This is a genomic window from Spirillospora sp. NPDC000708 (assembly GCF_040299565.1).
In the GTDB taxonomy this organism is placed as follows: domain Bacteria; phylum Actinomycetota; class Actinomycetes; order Streptosporangiales; family Streptosporangiaceae; genus Spirillospora.
In genome coordinates this window covers 18310-32174 of sequence record NZ_JBEPCJ010000032.1, presented here as the reverse complement: position 1 = coordinate 32174, position 13865 = coordinate 18310, and the positions used below count along the sequence as shown (strand labels likewise).

At 75.3% G+C, this 13865-nt stretch carries 12 protein-coding genes; 7 read left to right on the top strand and 5 right to left on the bottom strand.

The genetic code is table 11. The features are described from left to right. Positions 1-72 precede the first annotated feature (72 nt). The 4 genes from ABT299_RS23010 to ABT299_RS22995 all read left to right on the top strand — a co-directional run bounded on the left by ABT299_RS23010 (position 73) and on the right by ABT299_RS22995 (position 5760). Positions 73-1914: an ABC transporter ATP-binding protein gene (locus ABT299_RS23010; RefSeq protein ID WP_190862348.1), complete on the top strand. Its 1842-nt coding sequence runs from the start codon at positions 73-75 to the stop codon at positions 1912-1914. Then, positions 1911-3692 (top strand): ABC transporter ATP-binding protein, encoded by a 1782-nt coding sequence (locus ABT299_RS23005; protein WP_500251952.1) that lies wholly within the window; start codon positions 1911-1913, stop codon positions 3690-3692. Before ABT299_RS23010 ends, ABT299_RS23005 begins: the two co-directional genes overlap by 4 nt. A gap of 475 nt (positions 3693-4167) precedes the next feature. Then, positions 4168-5235, top strand: a complete 1068-nt coding sequence (locus ABT299_RS23000) for a hypothetical protein (RefSeq protein WP_241756066.1) — start codon at positions 4168-4170, stop codon at positions 5233-5235. Between the two features lie 75 nt (positions 5236-5310). Continuing rightward, positions 5311-5760 (top strand): hypothetical protein, encoded by a 450-nt coding sequence (locus ABT299_RS22995; RefSeq protein ID WP_190862344.1) that lies wholly within the window; start codon positions 5311-5313, stop codon positions 5758-5760. A 13-nt stretch (positions 5761-5773) separates the two neighbouring features. On the opposite strand, the gene ABT299_RS22990 is transcribed toward ABT299_RS22995, so the two are convergent. Then, the gene (locus ABT299_RS22990; protein ID WP_500251951.1) at positions 5774-6346 is read right to left on the bottom strand and encodes a phosphorylase family protein; all 573 of its coding nucleotides are present in this window, start codon (positions 6344-6346) and stop codon (positions 5774-5776) included. A gap of 78 nt (positions 6347-6424) precedes the next feature. Here ABT299_RS22990 and ABT299_RS22985 point away from each other — a divergent pair, with 78 nt between their 5' ends. Together ABT299_RS22985 and ABT299_RS22980 are read left to right on the top strand one after the other, a co-directional pair. After that, entirely contained in the window at positions 6425-7600 is a 1176-nt protein-coding gene (locus ABT299_RS22985; protein WP_500251950.1) for a winged helix DNA-binding domain-containing protein, read from the top strand. Between the two features lie 156 nt (positions 7601-7756). Continuing rightward, on the top strand, positions 7757-8911 hold the full coding sequence (locus ABT299_RS22980) for an acyl-CoA dehydrogenase family protein (protein WP_500251949.1): 1155 nt from the start codon (positions 7757-7759) through the stop codon (positions 8909-8911). Between the two features lie 30 nt (positions 8912-8941). On the opposite strand, the gene ABT299_RS22975 is transcribed toward ABT299_RS22980, so the two are convergent. Next, positions 8942-9547 carry a hypothetical protein gene (locus ABT299_RS22975; protein WP_500251948.1) on the bottom strand — a complete coding sequence of 202 codons (606 nt, stop codon included), beginning with the start codon at positions 9545-9547 and terminating at the stop codon, positions 8942-8944. 160 nt (positions 9548-9707) lie between these two features. Here ABT299_RS22975 and ABT299_RS22970 point away from each other — a divergent pair, with 160 nt between their 5' ends. Beyond that, complete coding sequence (locus tag ABT299_RS22970; protein WP_500251947.1) at positions 9708-11411, top strand: CocE/NonD family hydrolase; 1704 nt, start codon at positions 9708-9710, stop codon at positions 11409-11411. A gap of 4 nt (positions 11412-11415) precedes the next feature. Here the strand turns inward: ABT299_RS22970 and ABT299_RS22965 are convergent, their stop codons facing one another. The 3 genes from ABT299_RS22965 to priA are packed head-to-tail and all read right to left on the bottom strand — an operon-like array spanning position 11416 to position 13819. Beyond that, positions 11416-12276 carry an ATP-grasp domain-containing protein gene (locus ABT299_RS22965; RefSeq protein ID WP_500251946.1) on the bottom strand — a complete coding sequence of 287 codons (861 nt, stop codon included), beginning with the start codon at positions 12274-12276 and terminating at the stop codon, positions 11416-11418. Positions 12277-12306: 30 nt separating this feature from the next. Further along, a complete protein-coding gene (gene hisF / locus ABT299_RS22960; protein WP_500251945.1) occupies positions 12307-13083 on the bottom strand; it encodes an imidazole glycerol phosphate synthase subunit HisF in 777 nt (258 codons plus the stop codon). Positions 13084-13099: 16 nt separating this feature from the next. Beyond that, a complete protein-coding gene (gene priA, locus ABT299_RS22955; protein WP_387030104.1) occupies positions 13100-13819 on the bottom strand; it encodes a bifunctional 1-(5-phosphoribosyl)-5-((5-phosphoribosylamino)methylideneamino)imidazole-4-carboxamide isomerase/phosphoribosylanthranilate isomerase PriA in 720 nt (239 codons plus the stop codon). Positions 13820-13865: the final 46 nt, after the last annotated feature.

Here is a 13865-nt window from a genome sequence, read left to right as displayed (position 1 = left end):
CCGCGGAACCCCCACATCCCCACACGCAGGGGGCATCACCGCGGGTCGCCGTGCCGTGATCGAGGAGTAACCGTGCCGCCTGCGTCCAGACGCGTGTCCCCCCATGTCCTGCGCGAAGGACTGCGGGTGCTGTGGGTCGCCGTCCGCGCCGAACCGCGGGTGTTCACCGTCTCGGTGATCGCCAGCGCGGTCTACGCGGCGATGACCGTCGCGACCGCCCAGGTGCTCGGCTGGGCGACCCAGACCGTCGTCCTCCCGGCGTTCCGGGAGGGGCGCACCACCGCCGGGGCGCTGTCCGGCGCCGCGGCGGCGATCATCGGGGTCGCGCTGCTGAAGTCGCTCGGCGTCGCGGGCCGCCGCTTCTACGCGGGGCTGATGCAGTACCGGATGCAGGCCGCCTACCGGCGGTCGGTGACCCGGCAGTATTTGCGGCTGCCGCTCGCCTGGCACCACCGGCACCCGACCGGGCAGCTGCTGTCCAACGCCAACGCCGACGTCGAGGCGGTGTGGGCGCCGATCGCGCCGCTGCCGATGGCCGTCGGCGTGGTGTTCATGCTGCTCATCGCCGCCGTGTCGATCCTGCTCACCGACGTCGCGATCGCCGCCGTCGGCTTCCTGATCTTCCCGGCGATCGCGCTGATCAACGTGGTGTACCAGCGCCGGCTCGCGCCCGTCGCGACCCGGGCGCAGCAGCTGCGCGCCGAGGTCAGCGAGGTCGCGCACGAGAGCTTCGAGGGCGGCCTGGTCGTCAAGACCCTCGGCCGCGAGGAGGCGGAGACCGAGCGGTTCCGGGAGCGGGCGCACGAGCTGCGCGACGCCAACATCGCGGTCGGCCGGATCCGCGGCCTGTTCGACCCCGTCCTGGAGGCGCTGCCGAACCTCGGCGTGCTCGCCGTCCTGCTGATCGGGTCGGTGCGGCTGGAGTCCGGCGCGATGACGGCCGGCGACCTGGTCCACGTCGCCTACCTGTTCACGCTGCTGTCGTGGCCGATCCGCGCGCTCGGCTGGGTGCTGGCGGAGGTGCCGCGCAGCGTCGTCGGCTGGCAGCGGGTCCGCGGCGTGCTGGACGCGACGGGCTCGCTGCCGTTCGGCGACGCGGCGCTCGGCGAGGACAAGGCCGCCGCGCTGGAGGTCCGCGACGTCCGGTTCGCCTACGAGGGCGCCGACGGCGACCGCGAGGTCCTGCACGACGTGTCGTTCACCGCCTCCCCCGGCCGGACCGTCGCGGTCGTCGGGCCGACCGGGTCCGGCAAGTCGACGCTCACCTCGCTGCTGGTCCGGCTGGTCGACCCGGCGGACGGGTCGGTCCTGCTGGACGGCGTGGACCTGCGGGACGTCCGCAAGGGCGGCGTCGCGGAGACCGCCGCGCTCGTCCCGCAGCAGACGTTCCTGTTCGACGACACCGTCCGCGGGAACGTGACACTCGGCCTGGACGTCCCCGACGAGCGCGTCTGGGAGGCGCTGCGGCTCGCGCAGGCCGACGGGTTCGTCGCGGCCCTCGCCGACGGGCTCGACACCCGCGTCGGCGAGCGCGGCGCGTCGCTGTCCGGCGGCCAGCGGCAGCGGCTCGCGCTGGCGCGCGCGCTGGTGCGGCGCCCCCGGCTGCTCGTCCTGGACGACGCGACGTCCAGCGTCGACCCGCAGGTGGAGGCGCGCATCCTGCACAGCCTGCGTGAGGCCCAGTCCCTGCGCGACGACGGCGGCGGCGCGACCGTCGTGGTCGTCGCCTACCGCAAGGCCACGATCGCGCTGGCCGACGAGGTCGTCTACCTCGACCACGGCCGGGTCACCGGGCGCGGCACCCACGCGGAGCTGCTGGAGACGTCCGAGGGGTACCGCGACCTCGTCAACGCCTACGAGCGGGCGGAAGCGGAACAGGAAGCGCTCGACGGCGGCGAGGAGGCCCTGGCATGACGGTCATCGACGAGGCGGCGGCCACCGAGGGCGGCCTCAGCACGCTGCGGCGCGGCCTGCGCCTCAGCCCCGAGTTCCGGGCCGGGCTGGCGGGCACGCTGGTGCTGGCGCTGCTGTCCACGGCGGGCCGGGTGGTGGTGCCGATCGCCGTGCAGCAGACCATGGACAAGGGCCTGGACCGGGCCGGCGGCCCCGACATCGGCTTCATCCGCTCGGCGGTGCTGCTGTGCGCCGTCGCCGTGCTGCTCACGGCCCTGTGCGCGTACGCGATGAACGTCCGGCTGTACAAGACGTCCGAGGGCGGGCTCGCGGGGCTGCGCGTCAAGGCGTTCCGGCACGTCCACGACCTGTCGATGCTGACGCAGAGCGGCGAGCGGCGCGGCTCGCTGGTGTCGCGGGTGACGACGGACGTCGACCAGATCAGCAACTTCATGCAGTCCGGCGGGCTGATGTTCATCGTGTCGATCGGGCAGCTGCTCGTCGCGAGCGTGCTGATGCTCGTCTACTCGTGGCAGCTCGCGCTGCTGGTGTGGGCGGCGTTCCTGCCGCTGGCGTTCGCGCTGCGCCGCTTCCAGCGGCTCGTGTCCGCCCGGTACATGCAGGTGCGCGAGCGCATGGGCGACCTGCTCGCCGCGGTGAGCGAGTCGGTGGTGGGCGCGGCCGTCATCCGCGCGCACGCCTCCGAGGAGCGCACCGGGCGCCGCGTCGACGACACCGTCGACGCGTTCCGCAGCACGCAGACGCGCGCGCAGGCGATGGTCGCGCTGACGTTCCCGGTCAGCGAGCTGGTCGCGGCCATCGCGACCGGCGGCGTGGTCGTCGTCGGGACGCTGCTCGGCATCGGCGGCCACCTGACCGCCGGGGAGCTGGTCGCGTTCCTGTTCCTGGTCACCCTGTTCGTCAGCCCGATGCAGACGGCGACGGAGGTCCTCAACGACGCGCAGAACGCCATCGCCGGCTGGCGCCGCGTGCTGGGCGTCCTCGACACCGTCCCGGACGTCGCCGACCCCGGCGACGCCGGCGAGACCCTGCCGCGCGGCCCGATCGAGGTGCGGTTCGACTCCGTCGGGTTCGCCTACCCGGGCGGCCCGCCCGTCCTGCACGACGTGAACGCGACGATCGCGCCGCGCAGCCGCGTCGCGATCGTCGGGCAGACCGGGTCGGGCAAGACGACGTTCGCCAAGCTCCTCACCCGCCTCATGGACCCGGTGTCGGGGCGCGTCCTCGTCGACGGCGTGCCGCTGGACCGCGTCCGGTTCTCCTCGCTGCGCGAGCGGATCGTCATGGTCCCGCAGGACGGGTTCCTGTTCGACGCGTCCCTCGCCGACAACATCCGCTACGGCCGCCCGGACGCCACCGACGAGGACCTCGCCCTCGCGGTGACGGAACTGGGCCTCGCGGACTGGCTGGAAGGGCTCCCCCAGGGCCTAGACACCCCCGTCGGGCAGCGCGGCGAGTCCCTGTCGGCGGGCGAGCGGCAGCTCGTCGCGCTGGCCCGCGCCTACATCGCCGACCCGGACCTGCTCGTCCTGGACGAGGCGACCTCCGCCGTCGACCCGGCCACCGAGGTCCGCATCCAGCGGGCCCTGGACGGCGCGACCCGCGGCCGCACCGCGATCTCCATCGCGCACCGCCTGTCCACCGCCGAGGCCGCCGACGAGGTGATCGTCTTCGACGCGGGCCGCATCGTCCAGCGCGGCCCCCACGCCGAGCTGGTCGCCCGCCCCGGCGTCTACGCCGACCTCCACGCCTCCTGGACAGCCCAACGCAACCTGTAAAACCCCGGGAGGCCAAACCCCAACCCGCCTGGTCAGCGCCCCCGGCCCCGGCAGGTTGAAGCCCGGCCCCGGCAGGTTGAAGGCCAGCCACCTCACGGGCAGGCACGCGGAGCGAGCGCCAGCGAGCGCAGCGGGCCTGCCCGCCGGTTGAGGGGCTGTTTCGCGCGGAGCGCTAGCGGAGCGGGAAACAGCCCCTCAACCGTGACGGGGGTTCCAGGGGGTCGCTCCCATGGGGAAAAGCCAGCTAAAGCACTTGCCCGTTATCTGTTCCGGTGCGCATTCTGCTGGGGTGAGCAACGAGGTCGTGTTGGAATCGGCGGGCACGCTGCGGGGTCAACTGCAGCGGGGGCTCGGTAGGGCCGCGCGGCGCGCGGCGGACAGGCCCGGCGCGGGCGAGTACGTCTATGACTGCATCCGGAGGGATCCGCGGTGGGATCGGCAATGTGAGGCCAGAGGGCTGTACTACGCCCGGTTGATGGTGGATCTGGAGTTGCCGGTGTGGCCGGTGGCGGAGCATCTGGCGGATCCGTCGGACCATGCGGACGGCGACGAGTGGCGGGTGCGGCTGGCGTTGGAGGTGCTGGGGCATCTGGTGCGGTTGAGCCGGCGGGAGGCGGCGGTGCCGCTGCGCCGGTACGCCGAGGAGGGGGCGCACTGGTTCGACGCGCTGGACGAGCTGGTGGAGCTGGGCGATCCGCGGTTGGCGGAGGGGCTGGACGAGCTGGTGGCGGCGCGGTGCGACGACGGTGACATCGGGTCGCTGGTGGCGGGTGGTCCGAATCCGGTGCTGGAGAGCTGGGCGGTGCGGCAGCCGCGGATAGCGGAGGCGCTGGCGCGGCGGCGGGAGGCGGGGCGGCCGCGGCGGCCGGTCGGCGCGGTGCCGGGCGGGGCGGAGCGGACGGACGCGGAGTTGCTGGAGCTGGCGCGGCGGCGGGACGACGGGGCGATCGCGGCGATCTTCGAGTTGGGGCGGCGGCGGACGCCGGCGCTGCTGGATCTGGCGGAGGAGCTGCTGCCTCAGCGGCCGAGCAGGTTCGGCGGCGCGGTGTGCCGGGCGCTGCGGGAGTACGGGCCGGAGGCGCTGCCGTGGGCGCGGGCGTGGGCCGCCGAGCGCGGCGGGTGCGCGTTCATGGGGATCAGCATGCTGGCGAGATACGGGACCCGGCAGGACGTCCCGCTGCTGATGGAGGAGTTGCGGGATGCGTTGGAGAAGCGGGAGTGGCAGGCCGCCGCGGGGCCGATCGAGGGGCTCGGGAGGCTCCGCGCCGGCGAGGCCGTCCCGCTGCTGAAGACCGCTTGGACCGAATCACCCTACGCTTTCCTCAGACCACGCATTGTGACCGCTTTGACCCGTACCGCTCCGCACACCGCCGAGTCGTACACGATCGAGGGCCTCTGGGACTGCCAGGAGGGCGTCCGCGCGGAGGCGGCCCGGTTCGCGCCGCTGACCGAGGAGACCCGGATCCGGCTGCAGCGGCTGCACCACGACGGGGCCGAGGACTCCGGCGTGCGGGCGGCGGCGGGCGCCCGTCTCGCCGTCTGAGCGCCCGCTGAACCCTTCCGGGCCCGCGCGCGTACCGCCCGTCGTACCGCGCATCTCACCCCGGGAGGACGGGCCATGGGCTCCACGCATCACCTCGGACGTGCGGCGGGGGTCTCCCGCGCCGGTCTGGCGCTGGCGGTCGCCGCCGTGCTGGCGCTGCCGCTGGCGGCGGGCTGCAGCGCCGCTGGGAAGTCCGGCGGGTCCGGCGACGCCGACCGGGCCGCCGCGCCGGCGAACCTCGACGAGCTGGCCGCGCGGACGGGCTGCAGCCTGGTCGGCCGCCGCAAGGCGCAGCAGTTGCAGCAGGGCAACTGCCGGAACTCGCGGGGCCAGTACGTGCTGGTGAGCTTCGACAGCGACCAGGACATGACGTCGTGGCTGGACGAGGCGAAGCCGTGGGGCGGGACGTACCTGGTGGGGACGCGTTGGGTGGCGGTGAGCACTCCCGCCACCCTGCAGTCGCTCCGCAAGGATCTGGGCGGGCACATCATGTCCGGCGAGATGCACGGGATGAGCCACTCCTGACGCCGGGTCCCGCTCAGGTGAGCGCCGCGGCCCACCGTTCGAGGGCTGGTCCGGTGCGCGCGAGGACGCGCCGGGCGGCCAGGCCGCGGGTGACGGTGCCGGGCCGCAGCAGCGGGTGGCCTGGGCCATCCACGACGACGCGGAGCGCCGCGACGGGGACGCCGTCCGGGAGCGCGGCGGCGACGCGCGCCGACTCCATGTCGACGACGCGGGACCCGTCCGCCGCCCACACCCGCCGTTCCGCCTCGCGGACGATCCGGTCCGCGGTGACGAGCGGCCCGACGTGCGCGCGCAGGCCGTCCCCGGCGAGGCCGGCGGCCAGCGTCCGCGCGCCGGGGCACGGCACGGGCTTGCCGCCGCCGCGGATCTCGTCCGCCACCACCACGTCGCCGGGCGCGACCCCGTCGTCGAGCGCGCCGCCGAACCCGACGACGGCGACGGCACGGCAGCGGGGCAGCCGGGCGGTGTGCCGCGCGCGGTAGCCGACGACCACGGCGGGCGCGCGGGCGAGCCCGCGCCGGACCGCGCGGGCCTCCAGCCGCAGCGCCGCGCACACGACCAGGCCGGGCGCCTCGTCACCGGTCATCCGCCCAGTGCAGCACGGGCGCGGCGCAAGATCCAGCTCCCGGGTGCGCGGGGCGGTGCGCGCCCCTATGATTCGTTCATGCGTTCGATCAGCACGGCGGAGCGGCGGGCCAGGCTCGTCCGGCGGCACCGGCTGGCCCCGGAGGCCCGCACCGGCGATGTCGCGGAGATCGCCCGGTCGCTGGTGGTGCTGCACGCCACCGACCCGGCCACGGTGTTCCTGTCCGTCGCGGCCCGCAGCGACACGGCCGGGCCGTCCGACGTGGAGCGCGCCCTCTACGACGACCGGACGCTGCTGCGGATGCTGGCGATGCGCCGGACGATGTTCGTCGCGCCCGTCGACCTCGTCCCGGCCCTGCAGGCGTCCACCGCGTCCGCGCTCGCCGCCAAGCAGCGCCGGCGGTACGGGACCCTGATCGAGCGCGGCAGCGACATCACGGACGTCCCGGCCTGGTTCCGCCGGGTGGAGGACGCGACGCACCAGGCGCTCCTGGCGCGCGGCGAGGCGACCGGCGCGCAGCTCAGCGCGGCGGTGCCGGAGCTGCGCACCCAGGTCGACCCCGCGCCCGGGAAGGCGTACTCGCGGCCGACGGGCGTGACGACCTGGGTGCTGGTGACGCTCGGCTGCGAGGGGCTCATCGTGCGGGGCCGCCCGAACGGCGGCTGGACCAGCAGCCAGTACCGGTGGGCGCCGATCGAGACGTGGCTGCCCGGCGGCGTCCCGGAGGTCCCGGTGGACGAGGCGCGCGCCGAGGTCGTCCGGCGGTGGCTGCGCGCGTTCGGCCCGGCGCCGGTCGCCGACCTCAAGTGGTGGACGGGCTGGACGGCCGGGGAGGTCGGCAAGGCCCTCGCCCTCGTCGACACCGTGGAGGTCGACCTCGGCGGCGCGACCGGGCTCGTCCTCGCCGACGACCTGGAGCCCGATCCGCCGGCGGAGCCGTCGGCGGCGCTGCTGCCCGCGCTCGACGCCACCCCGATGGGCTGGCAGGAGCGCGGCTGGTTCCTCGGCGGCCACGGCCCGCTGCTGTTCGACCGCAGCGGCAACATCGGCCCGTCCGTCTGGTGGGACGGGCGGATCATCGGCGGCTGGGCGCAGCGCAAGGACGGCGAGGTCGCCGTCCGGCTGCTGGAGGACGCCGGCGCGGAGGCGGAGGCGGCCGTCGCGCGGGAGGCCGAGCGGATCGCCGCCTGGTACGGCGACGTCCGCGCGATCCCCCGCTTCCGCACCCCGCTGGAGAAGGAGCTCACCGCCTGACCGCGGCGCGCGCGATGAGGCCGGCGAGAGGCGAACGTGGGCGCGGAAGTGGTTTACCACGCTCGGGCGCTTTTGTTCCCGGAACCAAACCGAACAAAGCGGAGACCATTTCCGCTCTGCCCGCGACCTGGGCTCTGATCAGCCATGATGTGGGGCATGCCCGCAGATCGCATGCTCCCCTCGCCCGAGGCGGCGGACGTGGTCGCGCTCGCCCGTGACATCGCCCGCCGCGAGCTGGCGCCGCGCGCCGCGCCCGCCGAGGAGGCCGGCGCCTTCCCGCGCGAGATCTTCCGGATGCTGGGCCGCGCCGGGCTGCTCGGCCTGCCCTACCCGCCCGACCTCGGCGGCGGCGGACAGCCCTACGAGGTGTACCTGCAGGTGCTGGAGGAGATCGCCGCGGTGTGGGCGTCGGTCGCGGTCGGCGTCAGCGTGCACACGCTGTCGTGCTTCCCGCTGTACGCCTGCGGCACCGACGTGCAGCGCAAGCAGCTGCCCGAGCTGCTGGAGGGCGACCTGCTCGGCGGGTACGCGCTGGCGGAGGAGCACGCGGGGCCGGACGCGGCGGGGCTCAGCACGCTCGCGGTGCCGGACGGCGACGGCTACCGGATCACCGGCACCAAGACGTGGATCACGCACGGCGGCGAGGCCGACTTCTACGTGCTGTTCGCCCGCGCGACCGGCGACCCGGGCGGCCTGACGTGCTTCCTCGTGGAGGGCCGCATGGACGGCCTGGAGTTCGGGCCGCCCGAGCGAAAGATGGCCCTCACCGCGTCCACCACGGCCAGGCTGCACTTCGACGGCGCGTGGGTGCCCGAGGACTGGCGGATCTCCGACGAGGGCTGCGGGTACCCGATCGCGGCGGCGGCGCTGGACGCCGGGCGGCTCGGCATCGCCGCGTGCGCCGTCGGCCTCGCCCAGGGCGCGCTGGACCACGCCGTCCGGTACGCGGCGGGGCGCGGCCAGTTCGGCCGCCCGGTCATCGCCAACCAGGGGATCGCGTTCCTGCTCGCCGACATGGCCGCCGCCGTGGAGACGGCCCGCGCCTGCTACCTGGAGGCGGCCCGGCGCAAGGACCGCGGGCTGCCGTTCGCGCGGCAGGCGTCCATCGCCAAGCTCGCCGCGACCGACGCGGCGATGCGGGTGACGGCGGACGCGGTGCAGGTGCTGGGCGGCGACGGCTACACCCGCGACCATCCGGTGGAACGGTACATGCGGGAGGCGAAGGTGATGCAGATCTTCGAGGGCGCCAACCAGATCCAGCGGATGGTGATCGGCCGCCACCTCGCCCGCGACGCCGGCTACGCCTGCTGACCCGGCCGGCCCGTCACGCCCGCCGGGCCGTCACGCACGCCGGCCCGGCGGGTCCGGGGCGCCGAGCCGCGCCCGCTGGTCGGCGCGGCTGCGGCGGGTCAGCGTCAGGACGAACCCGGCCGCTGCGGCGACGCAGGCGGCGAGCACCGCGAGGAACGCCAGGCCGGTGTAGAACCCGGCGGTGCCGTCCGGCGCCACCAGCAGCGGCCCGTCGGTGCCCCGGCAGGTCAGCACGGCCGCCCCGGTCACCGGCGCGGTCAGCGAGGCGGTGTAGCGGTAGCCGGGCCGGTCGGCCGCGCTCCAGGAGTTCTTGCGGGTCAGCCGGACGCGGCCGCGCTCCCCGCCCTGCACGCCGCCGTGCTCGACGGCGCATCCGAACGGCGCCGTGCCGTCCCGCCGCACGTAGAGGAAGTAGATGCGGCCCGCCTTCAGCCGCGCGGGGACGCCGGACGCCGCGTCGCCCGACACGGCCGGCCCGGCGCCGGTGTCGCCCCGCGCCAGCGCGAGCGTCGTGAACAGGCCCGCGGCGGCCAGCACCACCAGCGCGACCGGCACCGCGTACCAGCCCGCGGCGGGACGGACGGGCGGCGTGCTCCAGGCCGGGGCGGGCGGCGCCGGCCCCTCCGGAGCGTTCACTCGCGGCCACATCCCGGTCCCCCCGATCCGAACGTCACCGTGTCGTGCCGCCACCTTTCCAGACCGCGGACCCGCACGTCAGGGACTTGGTGAGGGCGCCGAGGTGTCGGCCGGGCGCGAGCGGTTACCTTACTAGGCAGTAGCAACCGTGGGAGGTCGCATGGCCCTCAGGGACCGCCTGCCGGCCCCGCCGATCCGCGTGCGCCGCCCGCGCGGGCTGCCCCGCTCGCCGCTGCCGCGGTACACGGTCGAGCGGGACCTGCCGGTGACGATGCCGGACGGCGTGACGCTGCTCGCCGACCGCTACGTCCCGGTCGGGGTGCGGCGACCGCCCACCATCCTCGTGCGCACTCCCTACGGACGGCGAGGTCCCGCCGCACTGGCCAACGGCCTGCCCTTCGTTCCGTTCGGTTTCCAGCTGGTCGTGCAGAGCGCGCGCGGGACGTTCGGTTCCGGGGGCGAGTTCGACCCGCTCGGCGGCGAACGCGAGGACGGCCTCGCCACCGTCGCGTGGCTGAAGGAGCAGCCGTGGTTCGGCGGGTCGTTCGCCACCTACGGCGCCAGCTACCTCGGCTACTCCGCCTGGGCGATCGCCGCCGAGGCCGGACCGGAGCTGAAGGCGATGTCGCTGCAGATCACCGCGTCGTCGTTCCGGGACGCCGCCTACGTCGGCGGGTCGTTCGCGCTGGAGTCCACCCTCACCTGGACGGATCTCACGCACCGGCAGCAGCAGCCGTTCGGGCTGCTCACCGCGTCGCTGCTGTCGCGCCGCCGCGCCGTCCGCGCCGCCCGGTCCGGCCGCCCCCTCGCCGAGCTGGACGTGGCGACCGGCGGCCGGCGGATGCGGTTCTACCAGGACCTGCTCACCAACCACGGCACGGACGCGGGCTACTGGGACGGCCGCGACTTCAGCGGCACCGTCGGCGAGGTCGAGGCGCCCGTCGCCCTGCTCGGCGGCTGGTACGACGTGTTCCTGCCGTGGGAGATCAGGGACTACCTGGCGCTGCGCTCCGCCGGGCACCGCCCGTACCTCACCATCGGCCCCTGGTGGCACACCGACGCCCGGCACGGGCTGGTGTCGTTCCGCGAGACGCTCGCCTGGTTCCGCGCGCACCTGCGCGGCGACCCGTCCGGGCTGCGCGCCGACCCCGTCCGGCTGTACGTCACCGGCGCCCGCGAGTGGCGGCACTACGCCGACTGGCCGCCGCCCGGCACCCGCCAGGAGCGCTGGCACCTGCACCCCGGCCGCGGCCTCGGCCCCGACGGCCCGCGGCCGTCCGAGCCGAGCCGGTACCGGTTCGACCCGGGCGACCCGACGCCCGCGCTCGGCGGCCCGACCCTGCTCGGCAGCTCCCGCCCCGTCGACAACCGCCCGCTGGAGCGGCGCCCGGACGTGCTGTCGTTCACCTCGCCGCCGCTCACCGAGCCGCTCGACGTGATCGGCCCGATCGGCGCCGACCTGTTCGTCCGGTCCGACCGCGAGCACACCGACTTCGTCGTCCGGCTCTGCGACGTCGCCCCGGACGGGACGTCCCGGAACGTGTGCGAGGGCGGGCTGCGGCTCCCGGCGTTCGCCGAGAAGCCGGTCGGCACGGCGGGCGTGCGGCGCATCGCGGTCGACCTGTGGCCGGCCGGGCACCGCTTCGCGCGCGGCCACCGCGTCCGCGTGCACGTGGCCAGCGGCGCCCACCCGAAGGTCGCGGCGAACCCCGGCACCGGGGAGCCGCTCGCCACCGCGAGCCGCATGGTCCCGGCGGACCAGGAGGTCTTCCACGACCCGGACCACCCGTCCGCGATCATCCTGCCGATCACCGGCCGGTCCCCGGAGTCGGCGGTGCCCGCCCCCGAGGAGGAGCCCGGCTAGGGCGTCACAGCCGCGCCGCGACGGCCTTGGCGAAGCGGGCGTCGCCGCCGGGGGCGTGTTCGAGGTAGAGGGCGGGCTCGGTGAGCTCCAGCTCGATCAGGAGCGGGTCGCCGCCGGGGCCCGGGATCAGGTCGACGCGGGCGTAGAGGAGGTCGCGGCCGCCCGGGACGGCGTCGAGGACGCGGTGGGCGAGGTCCAGCTCGGCGTCGGTCGCGGTGGTGGCGGTGACCTTGCCGCGGGTCTCGCCGAGGCCGGCGAGGCCCTCGACGCCGGCGCCGGGGTTGAGGACGCGCGCCTTGCGGGCCGCGTGGCTGTACTCGCCGCCGAGGAAGACCAGGGCGGTCTCGCCCGCCGTGTCGACGGCCTCCAGGTACGGCTGGAGCATGACGGTGCGGCCGGCGTCCCGCAGCTCGCGCAGGTGGGCGCGGGCGGCGTCCTCCTCGCCCGGGCCCCAGCGGGCCGTGTCGCGCGAGCCGGACGACACCGACGGCTTCAGCACGTACTCGGGCCAGTCGGCGGGGATGCCGTCGGGGTCCCAGCGGGTCGGGACGACCGGGACGCCCGCGGCCGCCAGGTCGCGCAGGTAGCGCTTGTCGGTGTTCCAGCGCAGCACGTCCGCCGGGTTGAGGACGCGCGGGAGGCTCTCCGCCCAGGCCAGGAACTCCTCGCGCCGGTCGGTGTAGTCCCAGGTGGACCGGACGACGACGAGGTCGTAGCGGGACCAGTGGACGGCCGGGTCGTCCCACACGGCGATGTCGGCGGTGACGCCGAGGCCGGTGAGGGCGGCGGCGAGCATCCGCGCGTCGTCGCTGCCCTCGGGCAGGTGGGCGCAGGTGGCCAGGGCGCACAGGGGTGAGGCGGTCAAGGGGGGTCCTTCTCGCGGGCGGGGAGTGGGTCAGCGGACGGGGGCGCCCGCGCCGCGCAGCGCGTCCTTCACCTCGGAGATCGTCATCTCGCCGAAGTGGAAGACGCTGGCGGCCAGCACCGCGTCGGCGCCGGCGGCGACGGCGGGCGCGAAGTGCTCCACGGCGCCCGCGCCGCCGCTGGCGATGACGGGCACGGTGACGGCCTCGCGGACGCGGCGCAGCATCTCCAGGTCGAAGCCGGCCTTGGTGCCGTCGGCGTCCATCGAGTTCAGCAGGATCTCGCCGACGCCGAGCTCCTGGCCGCGCCGGGCCCACTCGACGGCGTCGATGCCGGTGCCCTTGCGGCCGCCGTGCGTCGTCACCTCGAAGCCCGAGGGGGTGTCCTGCCCGTCCGGGAGCACGGCGCGGCGGGCGTCCACCGACAGCACGACGCACTGCGACCCGAACCGGTGCGCGGCCTCCCGCAGGAACTCCGGCCGCGCGATCGCCGCGGTGTTGATCGACACCTTGTCGGCGCCCGCGCGCAGCAGCCGGTCGACGTCGTCGACGGTGCGGACGCCGCCGCCGACCGTCAGCGGGATGAACACCTGCTCGGCGGTGCGGCGCACCACGTCGTAGGTGGTGGAGCGGTCCGCGCTGGACGCGGTGATGTCCAGGAACGTCAGCTCGTCGGCGCCCTCGGCGTCGTAGCGGCGGGCCAGCTCGACGGGGTCGCCGGCGTCCCGCAGGTTCTGGAAGTTGACGCCCTTGACGACGCGCCCGGCGTCGACGTCCAGGCAGGGGATGACCCGTACGGCGACGGTCACTTCACGGCCTCCGCGCTCATTTCACGGCCTCCAGGGCCTCTTCCAGCGTGAACGCCTGCGCGTACAGCGCCTTGCCGACGATCGCGCCCTCGACGCCGACCTCGACGAGCTTGGCGAGCTCGCGCAGGTCGTCGAGGGACGAGACGCCGCCGGACGCGACGACCGGCTTGTCGGTGCGGGAGCAGACCTCGCGCAGCAGCCCGGTGTTGGGGCCGCGGAGCGTGCCGTCCTTGGTGACGTCGGTGACGACGTAGCGGGGGCAGCCGTCGGCCTCCAGCCGGGCGAGGACCTCCCACAGGTCGCCGCCCTCGCGGGTCCAGCCGCGGGCGGCGAGCGTCGTGCCGCGCACGTCCAGCCCGACCGCGATCTTGTCGCCGTGCGAGGCGATGATCTTGCGGCACCAGTCCGGGTTCTCCAGCGCCGCGGTGCCGATGTTCACGCGGGCGCAGCCGGTCGACAGGGCCGCCTCCAGCGAGGCGTCGTCGCGGATGCCGCCCGACAGCTCCACCTTCACGTCCAGCCGCCCGGTCACCTCGGCGAGCAGCTCCCGGTTGGAGCCGCGCCCGAACGCCGCGTCCAGGTCGACCAGATGGATCCACTCCGCACCCGCGTCCTGCCAGGCCAGCGCGGCGTCGAGGGGGGCGCCGTAGGAGGTCTCGGTGCCGGCCTCGCCCTGCACCAGGCGGACCGCCTGGCCGTCGGCGACGTCAACGGCGGGAAGGAGCGTCAGAGTCATGCGGAAACCCTATCGATACAGGTGAACGTGCCCGGCGCGGGCGAGC